Here is a 22,496-nt window from a genome sequence, read left to right on the forward strand (position 1 = left end):
TGGCCTGCTTCATATGCCGATTGGGGTTACCCCGGCGCAGTCGCCAGGGCCAGAATCCAGCTATCCATTTTTCTTCACTCCTTCCAGATCACACGCCAATGAAGACTACTTCGGACGGACATCACATCAAGGCCGGATGCGCACCCATTCACGGCCTACCTTCCCCGGCTGCCTTGAGCAGCAAGATTCCCGATGGCAATGCCTACGATGTGGTCGTCGTCGGTGCTGGCTTTGCCGGACTGACCGCTGCCCGCGAACTGGGATCCAGTGGCCTGCGAGTGGCCATTGTCGAGGCGCGTGACCGCATAGGCGGGCGCACCTTCATTGCCGAGCAGAATGGCCAGAAGTACGAAGTAGGGGGCACCTGGGTGCATTGGGGCCAGGCTTATGTATGGAATGAACTCCATCGCTATGGCCTGGGGATCTCTGAATCGGTCAGCGGCACGCCTGAGTCCATCAGCCTCTTGACCTCCCAGGGATTGGAAACGGATAGCGCCGAAGCGATGGGCAAGGATCTGTCTGCGGCCTTGCAATTGTTTTGCGATGTCGATGGCGCGCGTGGCGAAATCGCCTTCGCCAATCCCCATTGTCCGGACCCGGTCGCCGATCGCTTCGACAGCATCAGCCTGGCCGAGCGGCTTGCGCAGATCGAGCTGTCAAGCCGCCAGCGCGCACTGCTGGAGTCGTTCGTCACCATGAATGCGGCGACCGATCCTGCCAAGGGCGGCTTCTATGATCAGCTGCGCTGGTGGGCGCTGGGCGAATATTCCACGGAGGCGCTGCTCAAGCGTCTGGGACGCTACAAGATCGCCAAGGGGACCTCGGCGCTGGCGCTGGCCTTGCTCAAGGATTCCAAGGCCGATCTGTTCGTCGGTGAGCCAGTCTCCGAGATCACGGCGACGGCCGATGGCGTACGGCTTCAGGCCAGGAATATCTCGCTGCTGGCCAAGTCTCTGGTGGTGGCCGTTCCCATGAATGTACTGGGCGACATTCGCTTCACCTCCGGTCTTGCTCCGGCCCGTGAGCAGGCGCATCGCCAGCGCCATGTCTGCGCCGGCACCAAGTTCATCGCCCATGTGGACCGCAATGTGGGGGCCTGGATCGGCTTTGCGCCGTATCCCAATGCGCTGACCATGGTCATCTCTGACCGCGTGATCAATGGAAAGTCACTGCTGGTCGGATTCGGCCCGGATGACAAGATCGATCTCACCGATATCGGCCAGATCCAGAGCGAGCTTCGCAAGTTTCTGCCGGACATCAACGTGACCGAGGTACTGGCGCACGACTGGATCAATGACCCTTATGCCAAGGGTGGATGGACCTGGTTCGCGCCCAACCAGACCACCCGTCACCTGGCGTCGCTGCAGGCCTCGGCGCCGCCGCTGTTCTTTGCCAATACGGATTGGGCCAGCGGCTGGCGCGGCTTCATTGACGGGGCCATCGAGGAGGGGATCCGGGCTGCCCGCGAGGTAGGAGAGTTCCTGTCCCCGCAGGCTTGAAGCGAGGCAATTTGCGCCATCCACTTTACTTTGAAAGGAATGACATGAACCTGAACCTGAACCAGTCCATCGAGAAGCTGCAAACCTTGTGCCGTCAAGGAGATGCCGTCGTACTGCATCGCGAGATGTTCTGCGCGGATTGCAGCATCAACGGGGAGGGCACGCCGGTCATCACCGTTGGCGGCGACTTGCTGCCGATGCTGACCGACATGCTCAAGATCACCCCGCACCTGTCCATCCGTTCGGTGCGCACGGTGGAGATCAATGAAGGCGCGGCCATCACCTGGCTGGAATGGACCTCCCCTCCCGCCGGCGGCGCCGGCGATCAGATTGCGATGCGTTCCTTGACGGCATGGCGCAAAGAGCAGGATGGCTGGCGCATTGCGGCCGATATGTATGGTTTCGGGCTGTTTGCCGGCAACTGAGCAAGCTCAGCCAAACCGAGCCAATCACGTTTCTTGCCTGCCGTTTCAAGGAGTCCCGGATGTCTGCACCAGCCCGTTCAACGCCTGATCACACCGGTCTGAAGAAAGATGCCATCGGCTGGTTCGGCATCTTCCTGATGGTGATTACCACCAATGGTCCGCTTACCTCGATGGGAGGCGGCGTACCGGTGAGCATCACCCTGGGCAACGGCATCGGGCTGCCGGGTTCCTACGTCGTCGTGTGCCTGGCCTATCTGCTCTTCGCCATCGGCTTTTGTGCGATGACGCCTTACGTCCAGAATGGCGGGGCATTCTACGCCTACATTACCAAAGGCCTGGGCAGCGTCGCGGGAGTGGGCAGCGCCTGTATCGCCGTGTTGTCCTATATCTCCATCCTGCTGGCCTGTTATGCGATGCTGGGGCATTTCATGCAGGTCATGATGGCCGCGATGGGCATTGCCGCGCCATGGTGGATATGGGCGCTGGTCTGCGCCGTGCTGGCCCATCTGCTATGTGTACGTGGCATCGAGTTCAGCGGACGCCTGCTGCTGTTGCTGATGCTGTGCGAGGTGGGCGCCATCCTGGGCGCGGATGTGCTGGAGCTGCGGCGCCAGCACTTCACTGGCGCCGTGGTCTCCTTTGCTCCGTTCCGGCCGCAGTCGGTTTTCACGGCGGGCTTCGGACCTTCCCTGATCTTTGTCGTCGCCTCCTTCATGGGGTTCGAAACAGCCGCGATCTATGCGCAGGAGGCCCGCGATCCGCAACGTTCGGTGCCACGTGCGATGTACTTTTCGATCGTCTTCATCGGTGTGTTGTACGCAGCATCCATCTTCCTGATGCTCCATCATTTCGGCGTGGATCACGCGGTACAGGTCGCGGCAAATGACCCGGGAGGAATGTGGCTGTCCATGTTCCAGACCCTGGCAGGACCGACCGCAGCCAGGATCGGCGCGGTCCTGGTCATCACCAGCCTGTTCGCTGCGGTACTGAGTTTTACCAACGTGGTGGCCCGCTACTGGCATGCCTTGTCGATGCGCGGGCTGGTCTGGACAATGCTGTCCAGGACGCATCCACGCCATCGTTCGCCCTATGTCGCCTCGGCCATCACGATGTGCATTTCCTGTGCCTTGATCCTGATGTGCGCGATGGCTGGCTTGGATCCGATGCTGCAGGCATTGCCATGGGCCAGCGTTCCATCGGCCATCGGCGTGTTGACTTGCCAGGTGCTGGCTGCGCTTGCCGTGGCCAGTTTCTTCAGACGTCACCAGAGCTCCGTATCAGCCTGGCGCGGCGTGGTTGCGCCAGTGTGCAGTGCCTTGGTGCTGCTGTATTTCCTGTGGCAGATGATCGCCCATGTGCAACTCCTCTCGGGTTTGCCTTCCGCTCCCAGTTACCTGCTTGCAGTGAGCATCCTGGTCGCCGGAGGGCTGGCTTCCTTCTATGCCTGCCATCTCCGGCGAAGCTCTCCGGACGTATTTGCACGACTTTCCGAATTGGTGAAGCAGCAGTAGATGGGCTCTTGCTCAGATCCGGAGGACCCTTTGGAAATCAGAAACTATGCCGTATCCCCGCCATCATCCCGAACTGGTTGCCGCCCGGTGCGGGGTTGGCGGTCCCCACGCTGCCGCCGGCGCTGACTGACAGATTGGATTGACCACGGTTGTCGATGAAGCCGCTGGTGAGGTAGAGCGCCGTGCGGGCAGAAAGTGAGTAGGTGGCCCGCAAGGCGCCCAGCCAGGCCTTGTTGGCGCTGTCGTTGTAATGCAGGTAGTAGAGCTGGCCGGCCAGGTTGAATGCTGGCGTGAGGTCATAGGACAGGCCGGCGTAGTACAGCTGGCTCTTGGACAGCGCGCTGCCCTGGTTGTGTCGCAGGGAGCCGCCGATGCCGACCTTGAGCCGGTCGGCCTTGACATAGGCGCCCAGCAACATCCGGCTGTCGCTCAACTGGCTGCTGGACAGGCCCGCCGCCGCGCCCTTGCCGCCGCGCAGGGTGTCATAGGCCAGCGAGGCGCCCCAGGCAGCGGTGTCGTACTTCACCATCAGGGACCACTCACGACAGGCCAGGCTGTCGCCCGCCTGCTCGCCCGCACAGTTGGTGCCGGCCGGATTCTGGCCGGCGTTGACGGTGTCGCGTCCGAAGCTGTAGGTCCCGCCCAGCGTGAAGGCGCCGAAGCTGCCCCGGTAGGCGATGGAATTGTCGGCGCGCGCGTTGGGACGATAGCTGTCCAGCGCATTGGCGCCATAGACATTGGCGCCCAGGATGTCGGACTCCAGCGTGGCCCACAGCAGCATGGTGGCCTGGCGACCGAAGCTGATCTGCCCCCAGTGATCGCTCAAGCCTACGTAGGCAATGCGTCCGAACATCCGGCCACCCTGGTTGAGTGCTCCCGAGTCGGGAGCAAATCCCGATTCCAGCATGAACACGCTGCGCAGGCCGCCGCCCAGGTCCTCGGTGCCGCGCAGCCCGATGCGGGAGGGCGTGGTCGCGGTGAGATTGGGGATGCGCAGCAGGCCCTGCTGGCCTGCGCCGACGTGGTTGACGTATTCCACGCCCGTGTCGACGATGCCGTAGAGCGTCACCGACTGTGCCTGGGACAGCGATGCGCTCATGGTTAATAGCGCAGCGATGATAGCCTTCAATGCCTTCATGAATTCCTCCTGATGGATGTGCCTGGTCTTGTTCAGGTGCGAGGATGCGGGCTGGCGCGCAGGCGTCCGCCATGGCTGGGCGTGACCGTGCGCAGGCCGCGTGCGGTACGGGCCGTTGCCAGCAAAACATCGGGATGGTGAACCTCAGGGGAGGGCGATTCGATGGCGACTTAGCGCCTCCCCCGGTGCTTGCAGACTAAGGGGAGATTTCTTCCAGCGACCGGTTGGTGGTCTCGATCATCCGCCACGCCGCCAGCAAGCCAAGGACGGTGACGCCGGCGAACATCAGGAACACCGTGGCAATGCCATGTCCGGCCAGGACTACCCCGACCATCGTCGGTGCCGCTGCAGAGGCGGCGCGCAGCCAGGAGGTGGCGAGCCCCGTGCCGATAGCGCGCATGCGGGTCGGATAGATCTCGGGGGTGTAGAGATACAGCAGCACCGTCGTCGTTCCCATCACCGCATAGGCCGAAGAAGCCAGCAACATCACCGACCAGGCGCTTTCGGCCTTGAGTACGCCCAGCAAGGCCAGTAATGCGCCGCTGACGATGAAGCTGGCAATGGCCCAGCGCCGGCGGCCCACGCGGTCGATCAGCAAGGCGCAACCCAGCACTGCACAGGCGCTCAGCACATTCGATACCGAGGCCATGCGCAGCGACTCCTGCAGCGGCAGGTGATAGACGGTCTTGTACAGGCTGGGCAGCCAGTTGTTGATGCCATTGGCCACGAAGTAGGAGCTGGCCCACAGCACCCAGACGATGATGGTGCGACCGCGATAGACCGGAGAAAACAATTCCTTCCACGAGCCGCGCTGGCGTTTTCCCGCGCCGGCAGCCAGTGCGTTGATGCGCTGTTCGATGGCTTGCTTGTCGGTCTGCGCATCGAGGTTGCGTTTTGGGGTGCTGGCCTCGAGTGTGCGGATGACCTTTTCTGCATCATCCAACCGGCCACGCCCGATCAGCCAGCGCGGCGACTCGGGCAGGCGCGTGATCAGCAGGGCCACCAGTATTCCGGGGATGCCGCCCACCAGGAACATGTATTCCCAGCCAAAGCGCGGCACCAAGAACGCTCCCACCTGCGCCGCCGCCAGCAGGCCCAGCGGGAAGATCAGCTCATAGAGGACGAAGAACTTGCCACGGCCATGGGCCTGTGACAGCTCGTTGATGTAGGTGGCCGCCACCGGGACTTCACCACCCACGCCGATGCCCTGGAGGAAACGGCACAGGAACAGCATATGGAAGCTGCCCGTGAACGCACAGACGATACTGAGCACCGACATCAGGCCGACCGTGACACTGGCGCTGGGCACGCGACCGTAGCGCTCGGCCATCCAGCCGAAGAACAAGGCGCCGATGACCTGCCCCAGATAACCGGAGGCGATCAACAGACCGATCTGCGCCGCCGACAGGTGCCACAACCCCACCAGCACCGGCAGCACGAAGGCCAGCGAGAGGGCGTCGAAGGCGTCGAACAAGGTGGCGCTGCCCATGATGATACGGGCTTTGGTGTGCCACCTTGAGAAAGGTACGTTCTCGATACGGAAGAGCAATCCTGCGGCGCGGTGCGCATCGTCGGATGTCAGCAGTCCCTGGCGGGCTGCCTGTGCGCGCGTGTGCGCGGCCAGCGTAGTCATAGTGTCTCCATGCTTTTTTCTGTTCTTTTTTCTGTTGCAGGCCTGTTCCGGCCAGTCTTCCTTGTCAGCCTCTGGGGGCGATCAAGGCCATGGTCACAGCTGAGTCACTGGCCAGTCTTCGCCGGCCAGTGCTCGCTGTGACGCCGTGCGCCGCCCCTTTTTTTGGGGGGGGGCGCGGACCGATCAGATCATCTCGGCGGAACGCAGCGCCTTGGCGATCTCGACATCGGCGCCGGGCTCCAGCGGCAGCAGCGGGGAGCGCACCGTGGCGTGCTCGAGGATACCGCGTGCCACCAGGGCGTGCTTGAGGGCCACCGTACCTTCCATGTGCGAACCACGATGGTAGACGTTCTTGGTCACCGGCAAGAGCTTGTCATGGATGGCGCGGGCCTTGCGGTAATCCTTGGCCTTGCCGGCAGCGATGAGGTCGATCAGCAGCTCGGGGGCGATGCTGCCATAGCCGACCAGGGCGCCATCCACATCGAACATGGTGTGCAGCAGGTATTCGTCGTGGCAGGTCAGGATCTGCAGGTCGGGACGTTCGCGGCGCACGACCGGGATCTCGGTGTCCCAGCGGCGCATGTTGCGCACGCCGTTCTTCATGGCGAACACGCCGGGCAGGGCGGCGATGTCGAGCTGGGTTTCCAGGTTGTAGGTGGCCTTGGTGGCGTCGGGGTACTGGAACAGGATCAGCGGCAGGCCGCTTTCTTCGTAGATGGCGCGGTAGCGGTCTTGTGGCGCGCCTTTCTGGTAGCCGAAGCGCAACCAGCCGTGCGAGGGATAGACCAGGCCGGCGGCGGCCCCGGCCTTGACGGCGCGCTTGGCTTCTTCTGCGGCGACCTGGGTGCCTTCGAGCGTGATGCCCGCGATCACGGGGACCTTGCCGTCAGTGGATTTGACGAAGCTCTCGATGACGGCGGCTTGCTCGGATTGCGACAGGAAGGTGCCTTCGCCAGCGTGGCCCAGCACCACCAGTCCTTTGACGCCATCGAAGCTGCCCAGCCATTTGCCCAGGCGCAGGATGGCCGCGTGGTCGACGGCGCCGTCGCGGGTGAAGGGGGTCACGGGGGCCGGGACGAGGCCGCGCAGGTCGATACTCATGTTGTCATCCTTTCGTTGTAATGAATGTTTTTCTTGTCCTCCAGCAACGGCAAAGAGGCTCAAGACGCCCGCTGGGCCTGCACTCTGGCAAGGCCGGTGACAGCGGGATGAAACAAAGTGTAGGGTTGCCCGAGCCATGCAGGAAGAGCGTAAAGGGGCATTTCAGATATACTGGATTGACATATCCCGCTGGAGAACGAAGCCATGCACTACGCCGCCTGGAAGCTCTTTGTCGAAGCCATGGAGTTGGGAAGTCTCAGCAAGGTGGCCTTGCTGCATGGGACCACCCAGCCCCACATCAGCAGGCAGATCGCCGAGCTGGAGCAGCAATGCGGCGGCCGGCTGTTCCAGCGCAATGGCCGGGGCGTGATTCCGACCGAACTGGGCATGCGGGTGGCGCCGCGGGTGCGGGCCTGGCTGGCCACCACCGAGCAGTTGACCAATGACATCCAGTCAGCCGCCGGCACACCCATTGGCCGCGTGCGCATGGGCATACTCCCTTCGGCTGCGCATCCTCTGGTGAGCACGCTGTACCAGCAGATCCAGCAACGTTATCCGCAGATCCAGCTGAGCGTGCGCGAAGGGCAGGGCGCGCAGCTCGATACCTGGCTGGACAATGGCTACGTGGACCTGGCGCTGCTGTTCCGCCATGGCGCCCATGCCAAGAACGGCGATCTCTACATCACCAAGACCGATACCTATCTCGTGGGTGCGCCCAACGATCCACTGGTGCAGGCGCCCACGGTTCCATTCGCGTCGCTGCACCAGCTGCCTCTGGTGTCGTTCTGCCGGCCCAACAGCTGGCGCGACCGGCTGGACCATCTGAGCATCGAGCATGGCATCACGCTCAATGTCCAGATCGAGGCCGATTCCCTGAGCATCCAGGAGCATCTGGTGGAAAATGGCGGGGTCTATGCGCTGCTCGGGCCTTACGCGATCGCCAGCGCGGTGCGCAAGAACCGCCTGAAGGCATCACGGATCATTTCGCCTGAGATCACCCGCCACATCGCATTGGCCATGTCACGCCATGGCGAGCTGACCCTGGCATGCCGCACCGTCATGCAGCTGATCAAGGAACTGGCGCAGGACCGCGTGGATATCGCAGGCATTCATTGAAGGAATGCATGTCACTCTGCCGTGGCGCCCTCGTGGCGTACTCGTTGAGTCCCTGGCAGGTCATCCCCGGCATTCCCTTTTTCGAGAAGCGGTAAAAGAGAGATTGACGGCAGCACCGATTTTCTGTGAAATTGCGCAGCAGATTGCGTCACTGCAACATCACGATATCAACACCACAACATCAAAACATCAAAGGGCAAGCGATATGGGGATCACATCGTCGGGACGCAGGCAGGTCCGGCGCAGGGGCAAGGGCATGCTGCTGGGACTGGGATGGTCGGCGCTGATGATGGCGTCGGCAGCGGCCTGGGCGCAGCAGGATGGCGCGACCCAGGCGGCCATCGTCAAGGTCATGCGCGGCGAGGTACAGGCCCAGCGCGAGGGCAAGACCCGCCCGCTGGCAGTGGGTGAACGGCTCTACGAGGGCGACCGCGTGCTCACCGCCGCCGCCAGTTCGGTCGGCTTCACGCTGCGCGACGATACCCTCATCTCGCTGGGACCCAACAGCCAGTTCCTGCTCGAACAGTTCGTCTTCAATGAAAAGACCGATGAAGGCAATATCGCCGTGCGCATGGTCAAAGGGACCCTGCGCTACGTCTCCGGACTGATCGGCAAGCATGCGCCGGAACGCCAGCAGTTTTCCACGCCCACGGCCACCATCGGCATTCGCGGCACCGACTTCATCGTCGAGGTGGCCGGTGAATAAAAGCCTGATCCTGACCGCCCTGGCCGTCCTTCTGGCCGGTTGCGCCGGCCCGCGCGAACGCTTCCTGCTGCTGCCCCAGCCCGATGGCTCGGCCAGCAGCATCGTGGTCAAGACCGCCACCGGCGAAACCGCGCTCGCCACGCCCTACGCATCGGTGGAGACCGCCGGCGGCAAGGTCGACAAGACCCTCACGGTGACTCCCGCCGATGTGGAAAAGCGTTATGCCGACGTGCTGGGCAGCCTGCCCGCGCGGCCACGCAGCTACGATCTCTTGTTTGAACTGGGAACGGATCGTCTGACCCCGGCCTCGCAAGACGCCCTGAAGAAGGCGATCGCTGAAATCAAGGACTTCCCCGCAGGGGAATTCGTGCTGATCGGTCATGCCGACAATATCGGCAGCGAAAGCAACAACGATGCCCTGTCGCTGCGCCGCGCCCGCCTGATCGAACGCGAACTGCGCCGTGCCGACGTCAAGGCGCTGAGCATCGAAGTCATCGGCAAGGGCGCACGCGACCCGCGTGTCCCGCAGAAGCGCGGCGTGGCCGAACCGCGCAATCGCTTCGTCGAGATCAAGATCCGTTGAGCCAGGGGCGGACCTGGCAGATCCGGTCCGCCTGTTCCATGATCAAGGCTCCAGCACGGTCAGCCCCGCCGGGCGGGACATATCGGCTCAGAAGGTCGTCCAGTCCTCTTCCTTGGTCGCTTGTGCGGAGGGTGTGGCGGCCTTGCTGCCCAGGCGCTTGGGTTCGCCGCGCGGCGCCCCTGCAATGGTCTTGGGCGCGGTTGGCGTGATCGTGCGCGGGGCATCCTGCATGCCGATGGCCGTCTGTCCCAGGTTGAAGATGCTCACGATCTGCGCCAGCGCATCGGCCTGATCCTGCAAGGCGCGCGAGGCTGCCGCGGCTTCTTCGACCAGCGAGGCGTTCTGTTGGGTCACGTCGTCCATCTGCATGATGGCCTGGTTGATCTGTTCGATGCCGGCCGTCTGTTCCGTGCTGGCCGCCGAGATTTCTCCGATGATGGAAGTCACCTTGCCGGCGTTTTCGACGATGCCGCTCATGGTCGTGCCAGCCTGATCGGCCAGCCGCGCACCGACGTTGACCTTGTCCACCGAATCTTCGATGAGCGTCTTGATTTCCTTGGCGGCGGCCGCCGAGCGTTGCGCCAGGTTGCGCACCTCGGTGGCGACGACCGCGAAGCCGCGTCCCTGCTCGCCGGCGCGGGCCGCTTCCACGGCGGCGTTCAAGGCCAGGATGTTGGTCTGGAAGGCAATGCCGTCGATGACGCTGATGATGTCGGCCATCTTCCTGGAGGACTCATTGATGGCGCTCATCGTGTCGACCACCTGCGCCACCACCTCGCCGCCCTCCTGCGCCACCGTGGAGGCGGTCGCGGCCATCTCCTTGGCGTTCTGTGCGTTGCTGGCGTTGTGCTTGACGGTGGAGGTCAGCTCTTCCATCGACGAGGCTGTTTCTTCCAGGGCGCTGGCCTGCTGTTCTGTGCGTGCCGACAGGTCCAGGTTGCCGGTGGCGATCTGGCGCGAACCGGTGGCGATGCTCTCGCTGCTCGTGCGCACTGTCTGCACCACCTTGCGCAGCGAGCCCTGCATCATGTGCATGGCGCTGACCACGCTGCCTTGGGCCGCATGGCTGATGTCGATGTGGGTACTCAGATCGCCGGAGGCAATCGCATCGGCCGCAGCGGCCACGTCGCGCGGTTCGCCGCCGAGCTGGCGCGTCAGGTTGCGCGAGATGAACAGGCCCAGCGCGATGCCGAAGAGGACGCCGCCAAAGGTCAGCACCAGCAACAGGGTGCGGATATGGGCATAGATGAGATCGGTTTCGTCATTGAGCCGGTCAGCGTTGTCCTTCTTGACTTCCATCAGCTTGAGCATGTTCGCCTCGGCTTCGTTGGCCAGCGGCCGCACCGAAGAGAACAGCCGGCTGGTCGACTGGCGCGCATCGGCGACCGGCTCCTTGCGTAACTCGTCGGCGGTCAGCATGACGGCGTTCTTGTACTTGGTAAAGGCCTCCCTGGCCTTGGCCACCAAGGCCTTGCCGTCGGGGGTGACGAAGCGCTGTTCGGTTTCGTTCAAGGCGAGGCTGGTATTGTCCAGACGCTTGGCGAGATCGTTGAGACTGGCCTCGCGTTCGGCGGGAGACTCTGCCAGCATGGCCGTGCGGATGGCGCGGTTCGACGAACTCAGGTCCAGCGTGGCCTGGGCGGAATGGCGTAGGCCCACGACCTGCAGCTCGTACATCTCGGTGGCCAGGTCGTTGATCTGGCCTGCCTTGATGATGCCGATGGTACCGATGGTCGCGCCGATCAGGGCGACGATCATGAAGCCGCCGATGAGTTTGTGACTGACTTTCAGATTGGTGAACCAGTTCATTCCTGCCCCTTATTGGTCAAAGTGAGTTGCATTGCGCCGGGCGTGCCCTCGGGCTGCCCTGCGCATGTGGTCTCGGCCAGACCGCGCTGGTGCGGGGGAACTGTGGATCATCGCCAGCGGGGAAGCGGGATCTGCCTGGCCAGAGCAGGGAGGGTTGATGCGGGAGCGAGAGGAAGTGCGGGCCAGGGGTATCCGTAATCACCGTCGACGTACGATCTTTTGTTCTTCTCGTGTCTGGCCTTGCGGACTTTATTACAGATGAGTCCCAGCGTTTAGCCCCTTATTAATTCAAAGACTGTTTGGTAAATCAGTCGAATAAAGAGGGCTGGGCAATTTTCGACCTCTTCGCGAGCTCGGGTTGCGCAAGAATCATGGTGGCCATTAAGCCGCCATGTCGCAGGTTCAGCTCCGTGATACGAGGATGGAGCTCAGATAATGATGTACTTCAGTCAACTATATTGGCTACACTCACTATTAAAAAAAATTAACTATTAGTGTAATTTTCTCGGCCTAATCAAGTGGCAACTCCTGTATTACATTCCGGTTTCGATGAGCTTGACCATCGGGGGGGCGCAATCTGTTCGCAGGAAAGCTTGCGCAAGCGCGCGCGGAATTTTGCGGGAACCGGTGCTGTCTGGTGAGAGGCGGGCAAGCTCGTCCGCAGCTTGGTGCGCCATTGCGCTTCAGGATCAGGGCCGCTCGCTCCCGAGGCCAATGGGCTCACATTCAGTCAACAAATGCTATTCCGTACAATCAGTCATTCAAGGGAATAAGTTCATCCATATCATGTTGCGATAAAAGAAACTCGCATTGCATCGCAGCCAGGATTGGGCTGCGCGGCATCAGCACATTCAGTCAATGAGAAAACTTGGAATAGATGATTTAGCACGAATGGCGACGTTTGCGCGGGTAGTGGAGCTGGGAGCTTTCTCGCGCGCCGCCAAAGCCCTGGGCCTCACCACTTCATCGGTCAGTCAGCATGTCAGGGCGCTCGAATTGTCATTGCAGGCGACGCTGTTGAACCGCTCCACCCGCAAGCTCAGCCTGACCGAGGCCGGCACGCTCTTCTACAAGCACTGCGCCCATATCGTCACGGCCGCCAGTGAAGCCGAGCAGAGCATTGCCGTGCTCAACAACGAGATGGTGGGCGAGGTGCGCATTGCCGTTTCCAGTTTCATGTCCACCAAGTACCTGATCCCCGCGCTGCACGATTTCATCAGACACAATCCCAAGGTGCGGCTGCGCTTGGAAGTCGCCGACAACAACGTCGACCTGATCGAGCAGCGCATCGACCTGGCGCTGCGCGCGGGCCGCAATCGTCAGCCGGGCGATATCTTCCTGGGTCGGTTCACGGATGTGCTGTGCGCCTCTCCGTCCTACCTGGCAGTGCGGCCGCCTATCCGTTCGCCGGTAGATCTGTTGCATCACGATTTCCTGCTGTTTAATCCGCATGGCGAACCCTGCTTCCTCGAATTCTCCAATGCAGCCAGCGGCACGGTGAAAGTGCGGCTGCAGCCGCGCATCAGCGCCAATCATGCGCGCTCGCTGCGGTATCTGGCGCTGGACGGCCATGGCATCACGCGCCTGCTGGAATGCAAGATCGATGATGACCTCAGGGCCGGACGCCTGGTCCAGGTCCTGCCGGAATGGACGTTGGGCGGCTTCGATGTCTATGTCACGGTGCGCCACCGCGACAACATGCCGCTCAAGGTGAGGCAGTGCCTGGAGCATATCCAGCATTACTTCGAGGTGGTTCTTCCTCTCAATGCAGTGGCGGTGGCGCCGGCCTGAGTTGTTTGTCTGGGTTGCCTTGCTGGCGGGAGATGTGCAGCGGGCGGGCCTTGCATTCCCCTCGCTCCCGGACGCGTTATACTGTGCTTTTATACAGCTAACGGCCGCCAGAACCCCCGTGCCCTCCGCAAGACCCTTCTACTATCTGGACAATTTCCAGCAAGTCCTGGACTGGCTGGCCCAGCGCTGCGCCGACCTGCTTGATCTGCGCGAGCGGCAGTTCATCGCCGCCTTCCCCGGCCTGCCGCTGTCCTCACGGGCGCTGTTGGTGCGCATGATGATGCGCAAGGGCGAGCTCTTCCGTACCGGTCGGCTGGACTATCCCGAGATCGGCTGCCCGCTTGAGGCCGTCAGCGGCCTGCCCGAGGACTGGGTCGAGCGCGATGCGGTGTTGACGCTGGAACAGTTCTTCAGCCTCTCCACCAAGCCGGAACTTGTGCGCGCCTTCGCGCTGGCCGGCGCACCACGGGCCGCCCGCAAGACCGACCTGCTGGCGCAACTGGCGGCCGATCCGGCCTGGGACCAAGCGCGTGTGCTGCGCCAGTGGTGCAGGCAAGGCGACGAACTTGCGTTGCGCCTGCGCGTGCAGGACCTGTGCGACCGCCTGCGCCTGATGTTCTTTGGCAACCTGCGCCAGGACTGGAGCGAGTTCGTGCTGGCCGACCTGGGCCGGTTCCGCTATGAGCGGGTGACCTTGTCGCCAGAGGCGCGCGGTTTCCGTCAGCGCAGCGACGTCGATCACTACCTGCGCCTGCATGCCTGCAGCGAAGCGCTGGAGGCCGGCGAGGATGCTGCCGATGTCATGGCCGCGTTGACGGCGGCCGCGCCTGCCGAGGGCGACCACAACCCCTGGCTGCAAAGCCGCTACGAGCGCCTGCTGTTCAAGCTCGGCCAGCATCTGGAAAAGCAGGGCCACTGGCAGCAAGCCCATGCGGTCTATGCCCGCTGTCCTTATCCGGGTGCACGTGGCCGGGCCATGCGCGTGCTGGAAAAGCAGGGGCGTTATGCCCAGGCCTATGCCCTGTTCCAGGCCGCGCAAGCCGCACCGGAAAGCGAAGCCGAGCGTCAGCATCTGCAACGCATCGGCCCACGCCTGACGCGCCAGCTCGGCTATCCACCGATGGTGCGCATGCGCCCCTTGCCGCCGCAGCGGCTGGACCTGGTCCTGGCCATGCAGGCCGGGCAGGGTGTGGAGGCGGCGGTGCGCGCGCATCTGCAGGCGCCGGATGCACCGGTGTTCTATGTCGAGAATACGCTGGCGACGGCGCTGTTCGGACTGCTGTGCTGGGACGCCATCTTTGCGGCGATTCCGGGTGCGTTTTTCCATCCCTTCCAGCGTGAGCCCGCCGATCTGCACAGCGCGGATTTCCATGCGCGTCGGCGTGAGGCATTTGCGCATTGCCTGGCGCTGCTGGACCAGGAGCGCCATCGCGAGGCCATCCTTGCCACCTACGAGGACAAGCAAGGTGTGCTGTCGCCTTTCGTCAGCTGGGGCGCGATCAGTCGTGAATTGCTGGTGCTGGCGCTGGACTGCATCCCGGCCTGGCATCTGAAGCACTGGTGTCTGCGCATCCTGGAGGATGTGCGCGAGAATCGCAGCGGCTTCCCCGACCTGATCCAGTTCTGGCCGCAGCAGCGGCGCTACCGCATGATCGAAGTCAAGGGCCCGGGCGACCGCCTGCAGGACAACCAGCAGCGCTGGCTGGCCTTTTGCGCGCAACACCAGATGCCGGTGGCGGTGTGCTACCTGCAATGGCAGCAGCAGGCCGCATGAGCAGCGCACCTGTGGCACCGGCCCGGCGCTACACGGTCTCCGTGCGCGCCCTCTGTGAATTCACCGCCAAGGAGGGCGATCTGGACCTACGTTTCACGCCCACGCCGACGGCGCGCCAGGGCATGGAAGGTCACGCCATCGTGGCGAGCCGTCGTGGCGAGCACTACCAGAGCGAACTGGCGCTGGCCATCGATCATGGTGCGCTGCACGTACGCGGCCGCGCCGATGGCTACGATGCAGACCGCCAGTTGCTGGAAGAGGTCAAGACCTATCGCGGGCAACTGGCCAGCATGCCCGACAACCATCGCCATCTGCACTGGGCGCAACTGCGCGTCTATGGCCATCTGCTGTGTCAGGCGCAGGGGCTGGAGCGCGTGAACCTGGCGCTGGTCTATTTCGAGATTGGCAGCCAGCAGGAGACGCGGCTGGAAGAAAGTCGCAGCCGGGAAGAACTGGCCGGGCTGTTCGGGGCATTGTGCGAACGCTTCATCGGCTGGGCCGCCCAGGAGCTGGCGCATCGGCAGGCGCGCGATGCGGCGCTGGAGCAGTTGCGTTTTCCACATGGCGATTTCCGCCCCGGCCAGCGGCAACTGGCCGAGGCCGTCTTTCGCGCCCATGCGGGGCGGCGCAGCCTGCTGGCCCAGGCGCCGACCGGCATCGGCAAGACGCTGGGCACGCTCTTTCCCGCCCTCAAGGCCGCCCCGCGCCAGCAGCTGGACAAGATCCTCTTCCTCGCCGCCAAGACGCCCGGGCGGCAACTGGCGCTGGACGCCGCCGCCACGCTGAAAGGGCAGGGCGAGCTGCCACTGCGGGTGCTGGAACTGAGCGCGCGCGAGAAGGCCTGCGAGCATCCCGAACGCCTGTGCCGGGGCGATTCCTGTCCCCTGGCCCAGGGTTTCTATGATCGCCTGGCGCAGGCGCGCGCGGCCTGCCTGGACGCCCCCTTGCTGGACCGCGCCAGCCTGCGCCAGATCGCCCTGGCGCATCAGGTCTGCCCCTATTACCTGGGCAGCGAGATGACGCGCTGGAGCGATGTCATCGTCGGTGACTACAACTACTGGTTCGATGGCGGGGCGATGCTCTATGCCATGGCACAGGCGCATGACTGGCGCGTGAGCGTGCTGGCCGACGAGGCCCACAACCTGGTGGCGCGCGCCCGTGGCATGTACAGCGCGCAGTTGAGCCGGGCCAGCCTGCGCGCGGCGCGTGCAGTGGCGCCGGCGGCGGTGGTCAAGCTGCTGGAGAAGATCGGCCGCGCCTGGAGCGCCATCGGCAAGCGGGCCTTGCTGCCCTACCAGGTGCTGGAGGCGATGCCGCCGCGCTTCATTGACACCCTGAGCGCGGCCAACAACGCCATCAGCGATCACCTGGCCCAGGTGGCCGTGCCGCTGGAGCCTCCGCTGCGTGACTTCCATCTCGAGGCCATGGCCTTCGTGCGTCTGGCTGAATCCTTCGGGCCGCATTCGCTGCTGGACCTCACGCGCCAGGATGAGCGCAATACCGTGCTGGCCATCCGCAATGTGGTGCCGGCGCCTTTCCTGGGGCCGCGTTTCGTCCAGGCTCACGCCACCACGCTGTTCTCGGCCACGCTAGGCCCCTGGCATTACTTCGCCGACCTGCTGGGCATGCCCAAGGACACCGTCTGGATCGATGTCGAGTCACCCTTCCACGCCAGCCAGCTGGAGGTGAGGGTGGCGCGGGACATCTCCACCCGCTGGCAGCGCCGCAGCGCATCGATTGCGCCGATCACGGCGCTGATGGCGCGTCAGTTCCGCCAGCGGCCCGGCAACTACCTGGCGTTCTTCTCCAGCTTCGACTACCTGCAGCAAGCGCTGGCGGCGTTCACCCGCGCGCATCCCGACATCCCCACCTGGCAGCAGTCACGCGGCATGAGCGAGGCCGAGCGCGAGGCTTTCCTGGCGCGCTTTGTCGTGGGCGGCAGGGGGATAGGCTTTGCGGTGCTGGGCGGCTCGTTCGGCGAGGGGGTCGATCTGCCGGGCGAGCGGCTCATCGGCGCTTTTGTCGCCACGCTGGGTCTGCCGCAGGTCAATGAGGTCAATGAACAGCTGCGCCTGCGCATGCAGGCGCTCTTTGGGGCAGGCTACGACTACACCTATCTCTATCCCGGCCTGCAGAAGGTGGTGCAGGCCGCCGGACGGGTCATCCGCACCGAAAGCGACCAGGGCGTGGTGTGGCTCATCGATGAGCGCTTTGCCCAGCCGGAGGTGCAGGCGCTGTTGCCGGCCTGGTGGAAGCGGGACGATGTGGCTCAAGCGACGGGGCGTTGAGCGAGCCTGGTTGGGTCTGTTTGGGGTCTTTTAGTGTGGTTTTGTGATCAAATTGATAATAATATCGGCTCTTCTGCGCAATTGCCCGGCCCCGGGAGGCCCAGCGGATTGGATGCAAACCGGCCCGCCTGCTAAACTTGCCGATCCGCCTGATTTACGGGCCGGCTGATAGGCCGGTTTCCAGGCAGTCCTGGCCAACCCCAACGATAAATTGACAGAAGAATTCGACCCCGCTCCCCTTGGCGACGAGCATGAATCCGGCTCCTTCGAGAGCTATTTCCGCGACCCCTCGCAGGCCACGGAAGCGCCGCTGGCCTGGAGCCTGGGCCAGCGGCTGGACGTGCTGGATGCGCTGCGCGGGCTGGTCTCCGGCGGCCAGGCAGCGGCGCGCCTGCGCATCTGGGTGTTCCTGGAGCTGGCGGCCCTGCCGCAAGGCCGCCTGCAGCGTGAAGACCTGAACCAGCTGTTCTACGCCCTCAAGCCCGAGGCCATGGAAGCCGCCCTCAAACGCCTGCGCGACCTCGGCCTCCTGGTCTGGAACGCCACCGACCAGGATTACCAGCTCCCGCCCATCGCCCAGCAGGTGCAAGCCTTGCTGGCCCCGTTGACGCGCGCCGTGGGCGAGGATGACGAGATGGCCGCGTTGCTCTCCCAGGTGGCGGGCGCGCAGGCGCTGGGCCTGTCCGACGCCAGCCAGATCCGCCATCTGCACGCCCAGCTGGCGCGCCTGCACGACCAGTTCGCCGACGCCATCGAAAGCGGCTCGGAAGCCCTGCTGCGGCAGGCCCAGCCGCGCTTCGAACGCGCCCTCAAGCTGGTCAACCGCGCCGGCGAAGCGCTCACCGCCCTGATCCGCAGCGAACACGCCGACGCCCGCCTGGAGCGCGAAGCCCGCGCCCTGGGCAATGGTCAGGCGCGCCTGCTGACCATGGCCAGCCAGTTCACCCGCGCCCTGCAACAGGCCGACCGCCAGCGCGTCACCCTGGGCAGCACCGGTGTGACCAGTTCGGACGTGCGGCGCTGGCTGCAACTGCATCCCGACCTGTCGTCCCTGATGGGCGAAGCCTTGTCCATCGGTGTGAAACCCGTCTTCGTCAGCGGCCACGAATTGCTGGACGTGGCCGAGGGCGAGTTCGAACGCGACCGTCCCGACACCCAGCGCTCGCAAGGCCTGCCGCCGCCCGCCCAGGCGGTGGAGGGCAAGATCGAAGCGCTGCGCATGCCCGCCGAGCTGGGCGAACTGATCGAGCAACTGGGCCGCCTGGGCGCCTTGCCCACCTCCACTGCAGAGGATGCGGCTGAGCTGCAACCACAGCCGCTGTCCTCGGTGGTGCTGGGCGGCAGCTTTGGCAAGGCCGCCTATCGCTTGCAACTGCTACCGCTCTTGGGTGACCGCCAGGCCCAGACCCTGCAAGGGCAGACCGGTGACCTGGCGCGCCTGCCCTGGCACGTCGGCTTCCTGCCGCGCGTAGAAAAAACCGATGACCCCGATGTGGCCGCCATGAGCGCCGGGGCCATCCATCCAGATCCATCCCGGGAAAGACCGAATGAGTGAGACCCTAGACGAGGCAGGCCTGTTGGCCGCCGAACTGCTGGCGCGCCGCTGGCTGCCCCGCAAGCATCCCCGCGTGCGCCGCGCCCTGGTCGATGCCGACCTCTGGCAAGCCCTGCAAGACCGCCTGACCCAGGTCGGCCTGCGCCTGGTGGACAACATCCACGCCGACCATATCAGCGTGGCCCTGGTGCGCCCGGCCGAGTACGTCGTCTTCGGCGAAGCCGGCATGAACGCCAACAACAACCTCGACCTGCCGCGTGATGCGATTTCATTGTTGGTGGTGCTGTGGTCGCTGATCGTGTTGCCCAAGCGCGAGCGCCAGTCGGCCCGCGCCGGCGGTGACGATAGCCAGCAGCAGGACGAGATGTTCCAGACCGAAAAACCCATGCCCAGCGCCGCAGAGGTCAGCCCGGTGGTGTCCTACAAGGCGCTGCTGGCCGACTTCGGCAACCAGCTCGGCAAGAAGACGCGCATGGATACCAACCTGCGCCGCCTGGAGGCGCACGGCTTCATCGTGCGGCGCGGTGACGACATCGCCGAAGGTCCCTTGCTGGACCTGCTGCTGGACTATGACGCCCTGGCCCCGCGCATCCTCGATGGCGCGCTGGGTGATGTGCTGGCCCGCGCCGGCGCCCGCGAGCCGGACCCCGAGGCTGATCACGAGAGCGATCACGAGAGTGATCAGGACGCCGCCGCCACCGACCCATCCGCACCATCCGAACCAGCCGCCGAGGGAGACGCCTGATGTTCCACCTGCAATCTCTGGAACTGCTGCAGTGGGATTACTGCCAGCGCCTGACCCTGCCGCTGGACGGCTCCATCATCACCATCGCCGGCCCCAACGGCTCGGGCAAGACCACGCTGCTGGACGCCATGCGCACCCTGCTGGGCCTGGAATGCTCGGGCGGACGCAGCTACAAGACCTACGCTCGCCACGCCAATGCCGACACCACCTGGCTGCGCGCCACGGTGGACAACCGTCCGCATGGCCGCCAGACCTCGACCCGGCCCTTCGCCCGCAACCTGCTCTACGCCGACCAGGTCACGCTGGCCTGCCGCATCGAGCGCAATGGCGGCGACTGGCAGCGCCGCTACTGCATGAGCGATGGCGATGTCGCCATCGAGACCCTGGCGCAATTGCCCGAGAAGGATTGGCTGGGCCTGGACCACTGGCGCAAGCGCCTGGAAGGGGCCGGCCTGTCGCGTGCGATTGCCCGCGTGCTGGCGCTGGAACAGGGGCAGACCGACCGTCTGTGCGAATTCTCGCCCAAGGAATTGCTGCGCCTGGTGTTCGAAGTCTTCGGTGACCAGGAAGTGCTGGACCGCTACGAAGAAGCGCGCCGTCACCAGCGCGACCTGGCCGCCGAGGTCACGCTGGCCGAGCAGGAACTGGCCTACAGCGAAGCCCAACTGGCCCAGCTCGACAGCCGTGTCACCCTGTATCGCCAATACCAGGGCAAGCTGCGCGAGCGCGAAACCCTGGCCACTGAAGTGATCCCGGTATTGCGCTGGCATGAAGAACGCCAGGGCACGGCCCACCGCCTGCGCGAATTGCATCGCCAGCGCCTGCATCACAATAGTCAGCGCCGCCAGCGCAGCAGCGACACCCTGCAATTGTCGGCGCTGCTGACCCAGCAGCAGGCCGCCCGCGAGAAGGTGGCGACCCTGGAGCGCGACAAGGCCGAGGCCCAGCAGGCCCAGCAAAAGGCCCGCGATGCCGAGAAGCCGGTGGAAGAACTGGTCAAGCAGTCCGACGAACTGCTGGCCCTGTCGGCGGTGGAGGGCGATGCCGCCCAACTGCTGGCGCGGGTGGAAGAACTGGAACAGAACAAGAGCGATCTGCATGACCGCTGGCGCGCGCTGGAGCAGCAACGCAAGGACGCCCAGGAGGCGCTCGAGCGCGTCTCCGGACAGCGCCAGGCGCCCAAGCCGGGCGACGTCCAGCAGTTCACCCGCAGCCTGCGCCAGGCTGGCATTGCCCACCACATCCTGGCCGATGTCATCGAGATCAGCGACGATCACTGGCGCGCTGCGGCCGAAGGCGTGCTGCGCGCTTCCTGCTGGGTGGTGGTGCTGGAGGACCCCAAGGATGAAGCGGCCGCCATGGCCCTGGCCGAGCGTGAGCGCTATCGTCACTACGTCGTCGCGGATGCGGCCAGCGCACCGGACAAGCCCAATGCCGACAGCCTCCTGGCCGTGTTGCGCTTCTCGGCCAAGGCGCCGTCCTGGCTGCTACGCCAACTGGCCCAGATCCGCCGTGTGGACGACACGGTCGAAGGTGCGCGCGTGGGCGGCGAATGGATCACCCCGCAAGCCTACTGGCGCGATGGCCGGGGCGGGCGCAGCGTCTGGCGCGATCCGGGCGACTACCAGTTCGGTGCCGCCGCCATGGCCTCGCGCCAGGCCTCGATCCAGAAGCGCCTGGCCAGCCTGGACGAACAGCTCACCGACATCGTGCTCAAGCAGAGCGAAGTCAAGCGCCAGCTCGACGCCGCCAAGAAAGCCACCCAGGGCCACCTGGCCGCCGAAGCCCTGGCGCGCCGCAGTGAAGAATTCGAAGAGGCGCGCCGCCAGTTGCCCTCGCTGCGCCAGGCCCGCATGGCCGCCAGCGAACGCTGGTCGCAGCTGGACCTGCACCATGCCGCCGCCATCGAACAGCGCACCATCATCGATGGCAAGCACGCCGCCCTGGAGCGCCGCCTGCGCGAGAGCGAAGGCGACCTGGCAGGGCAGGAACGCGAATGGCGCATGCGTCACGACGAGCAGCGCGCCCGCGCGCTGGCCTCGCGGGCGCAGAAGGCCGGTTTCCCGCAGCGCTGGATCAGCGGTGCATCCCTGCAATTGCTGTACGAAAAATACACGAATGCCAAGCAGGCCGAACTGCGCATGACCTCGGTGGAAAACGAACTGGAAAGCGGCCAGTGGGAAAAGGACGGCGCTGTCGAAGACAAGCACCTGATCATGCAAGGCACCGTGGGCAACCAGCGCAATGAGCTCGATGCCCGCAAGATCAGCAACGCACAGGCCGAGGAAGCCGTGGGCAATGCCCGTGAGCGTTATATCGATGTGCTGCGCGCCACTGTGCGGCGCTATCGCAAGAACATCATCGACCTGGGTGCGCTGGCTGGCGTGATCGTCAGCGCCGACCTGCCGCACCTGGACAACGACGACGCCGTGCTGCGTCAGGCGGAGCTGAAGGTGAGCTTCAACTTCGATGGCAAGGGCGAGATTGGCTTGAATGACGGCGAGGCGTCGGGCGGGCAGCAGGTGATCAAGTCGCTGATCCTGCTGGTGGGTTTGTTGAAGGACGACGACATGCCCGGCGGTTTCGTCTTCATCGACGAACCCTTTGCCCACCTGGACGTGCGCAACATCCAGCTGGTCGGCAACTTCCTCAAGTCGACCCGGGCGCAATACGTGCTGACCACACCGATCACGCACAACGTCGAAGTCTTCGAGCCCGCCGATATCACGCTGGTGACCTCGAAGAAACCGCGCGAAGCCCGCTGGGCGCCGCCCATCGGGGTCTTGCAGCGGCGCCTGCGGCTGGACGCCTGAGGCGGCACA

16 protein-coding genes are annotated in these 22,496 nt (G+C 64.4%); 12 read left to right on the plus strand and 4 right to left on the minus strand.

Translation table 11 applies throughout. The features are described 5' to 3' along the window. The first annotated feature begins 98 nt into the window (after nucleotides 1-98). From BGK68_RS12805 to BGK68_RS12815, 3 genes are read left to right on the plus strand one after another with little or no spacing between them, the layout of a single operon-like run. Complete coding sequence (locus tag BGK68_RS12805; protein WP_075257413.1) at nucleotides 99-1,499, plus strand: flavin monoamine oxidase family protein; 1,401 nt, start codon at nucleotides 99-101, stop codon at nucleotides 1,497-1,499. 44 nt (nucleotides 1,500-1,543) lie between these two features. Further along, complete coding sequence (locus BGK68_RS12810) at nucleotides 1,544-1,924, plus strand: Cif family virulence factor (protein ID WP_075257414.1); 381 nt, start codon at nucleotides 1,544-1,546, stop codon at nucleotides 1,922-1,924. Then, nucleotides 1,852-3,435, plus strand: a complete 1,584-nt coding sequence (locus BGK68_RS12815; RefSeq protein ID WP_233149305.1) for an APC family permease — start codon at nucleotides 1,852-1,854, stop codon at nucleotides 3,433-3,435. The genes BGK68_RS12810 and BGK68_RS12815 overlap by 73 nt, the downstream gene beginning before the upstream one ends. Nucleotides 3,436-3,472: 37 nt before the next feature. Here BGK68_RS12815 and BGK68_RS12820 read toward each other — a convergent pair whose 3' ends face one another. The 3 genes from BGK68_RS12820 to BGK68_RS12830 form a co-directional block, all read right to left on the minus strand. Then, nucleotides 3,473-4,573 carry a porin gene (locus tag BGK68_RS12820; RefSeq protein WP_075257416.1) on the minus strand — a complete coding sequence of 367 codons (1,101 nt, stop codon included), beginning with the start codon at nucleotides 4,571-4,573 and terminating at the stop codon, nucleotides 3,473-3,475. Nucleotides 4,574-4,769: 196 nt separating this feature from the next. After that, on the minus strand, nucleotides 4,770-6,206 hold the full coding sequence (locus BGK68_RS12825) for an MFS transporter (RefSeq protein ID WP_075257417.1): 1,437 nt from the start codon (nucleotides 6,204-6,206) through the stop codon (nucleotides 4,770-4,772). A gap of 183 nt (nucleotides 6,207-6,389) precedes the next feature. Beyond that, the gene (locus BGK68_RS12830; protein WP_075257418.1) at nucleotides 6,390-7,307 is read right to left on the minus strand and encodes a dihydrodipicolinate synthase family protein; all 918 of its coding nucleotides are present in this window, start codon (nucleotides 7,305-7,307) and stop codon (nucleotides 6,390-6,392) included. 204 nt (nucleotides 7,308-7,511) lie between these two features. Between BGK68_RS12830 and BGK68_RS12835 the strand changes: the two genes are divergently transcribed. The 3 genes from BGK68_RS12835 to BGK68_RS12845 all read left to right on the plus strand — a co-directional run bounded on the left by BGK68_RS12835 (nucleotide 7,512) and on the right by BGK68_RS12845 (nucleotide 9,712). Continuing rightward, nucleotides 7,512-8,423, plus strand: a complete 912-nt coding sequence (locus BGK68_RS12835; RefSeq protein WP_075257419.1) for a LysR family transcriptional regulator — start codon at nucleotides 7,512-7,514, stop codon at nucleotides 8,421-8,423. 256 nt (nucleotides 8,424-8,679) lie between these two features. Beyond that, nucleotides 8,680-9,129: a FecR family protein gene (locus tag BGK68_RS12840; protein ID WP_233149306.1), complete on the plus strand. Its 450-nt coding sequence runs from the start codon at nucleotides 8,680-8,682 to the stop codon at nucleotides 9,127-9,129. Continuing rightward, complete coding sequence (locus BGK68_RS12845; protein WP_233149307.1) at nucleotides 9,122-9,712, plus strand: OmpA family protein; 591 nt, start codon at nucleotides 9,122-9,124, stop codon at nucleotides 9,710-9,712. Before BGK68_RS12840 ends, BGK68_RS12845 begins: the two co-directional genes overlap by 8 nt. A gap of 87 nt (nucleotides 9,713-9,799) precedes the next feature. Here the strand turns inward: BGK68_RS12845 and BGK68_RS12850 are convergent, their stop codons facing one another. Continuing rightward, a complete protein-coding gene (locus tag BGK68_RS12850; protein ID WP_075257421.1) occupies nucleotides 9,800-11,521 on the minus strand; it encodes a methyl-accepting chemotaxis protein in 1,722 nt (573 codons plus the stop codon). Between the two features lie 891 nt (nucleotides 11,522-12,412). On the opposite strand from BGK68_RS12850, the gene BGK68_RS12855 reads away from it, so the two are divergent. The 6 genes from BGK68_RS12855 (at nucleotide 12,413) to BGK68_RS12880 (ending at nucleotide 22,487) form a co-directional block, all read left to right on the plus strand. Continuing rightward, on the plus strand, nucleotides 12,413-13,312 hold the full coding sequence (locus BGK68_RS12855) for a LysR family transcriptional regulator (protein ID WP_233149308.1): 900 nt from the start codon (nucleotides 12,413-12,415) through the stop codon (nucleotides 13,310-13,312). Between the two features lie 118 nt (nucleotides 13,313-13,430). Then, nucleotides 13,431-15,086 (plus strand): VRR-NUC domain-containing protein, encoded by a 1,656-nt coding sequence (locus tag BGK68_RS12860; RefSeq protein WP_075257422.1) that lies wholly within the window; start codon nucleotides 13,431-13,433, stop codon nucleotides 15,084-15,086. Continuing rightward, nucleotides 15,083-17,374 carry an ATP-dependent DNA helicase gene (locus BGK68_RS12865; RefSeq protein ID WP_143433042.1) on the plus strand — a complete coding sequence of 764 codons (2,292 nt, stop codon included), beginning with the start codon at nucleotides 15,083-15,085 and terminating at the stop codon, nucleotides 17,372-17,374. The genes BGK68_RS12860 and BGK68_RS12865 overlap by 4 nt, the downstream gene beginning before the upstream one ends. Before the next feature lie 211 nt (nucleotides 17,375-17,585). Then, complete coding sequence (locus BGK68_RS12870) at nucleotides 17,586-18,929, plus strand: hypothetical protein (protein WP_075257424.1); 1,344 nt, start codon at nucleotides 17,586-17,588, stop codon at nucleotides 18,927-18,929. Then, complete coding sequence (locus tag BGK68_RS12875) at nucleotides 18,922-19,674, plus strand: DUF4194 domain-containing protein (protein WP_075257425.1); 753 nt, start codon at nucleotides 18,922-18,924, stop codon at nucleotides 19,672-19,674. Before BGK68_RS12870 ends, BGK68_RS12875 begins: the two co-directional genes overlap by 8 nt. Next, nucleotides 19,674-22,487, plus strand: a complete 2,814-nt coding sequence (locus tag BGK68_RS12880) for an ATP-binding protein (RefSeq protein WP_075257426.1) — start codon at nucleotides 19,674-19,676, stop codon at nucleotides 22,485-22,487. The genes BGK68_RS12875 and BGK68_RS12880 overlap by 1 nt, the downstream gene beginning before the upstream one ends. Nucleotides 22,488-22,496 lie beyond the last annotated feature (9 nt).

The sequence above is a fragment of the Herbaspirillum camelliae genome, assembly GCF_001929405.1.
GTDB classification, from domain to species: domain Bacteria; phylum Pseudomonadota; class Gammaproteobacteria; order Burkholderiales; family Burkholderiaceae_D; genus Herbaspirillum; species Herbaspirillum seropedicae.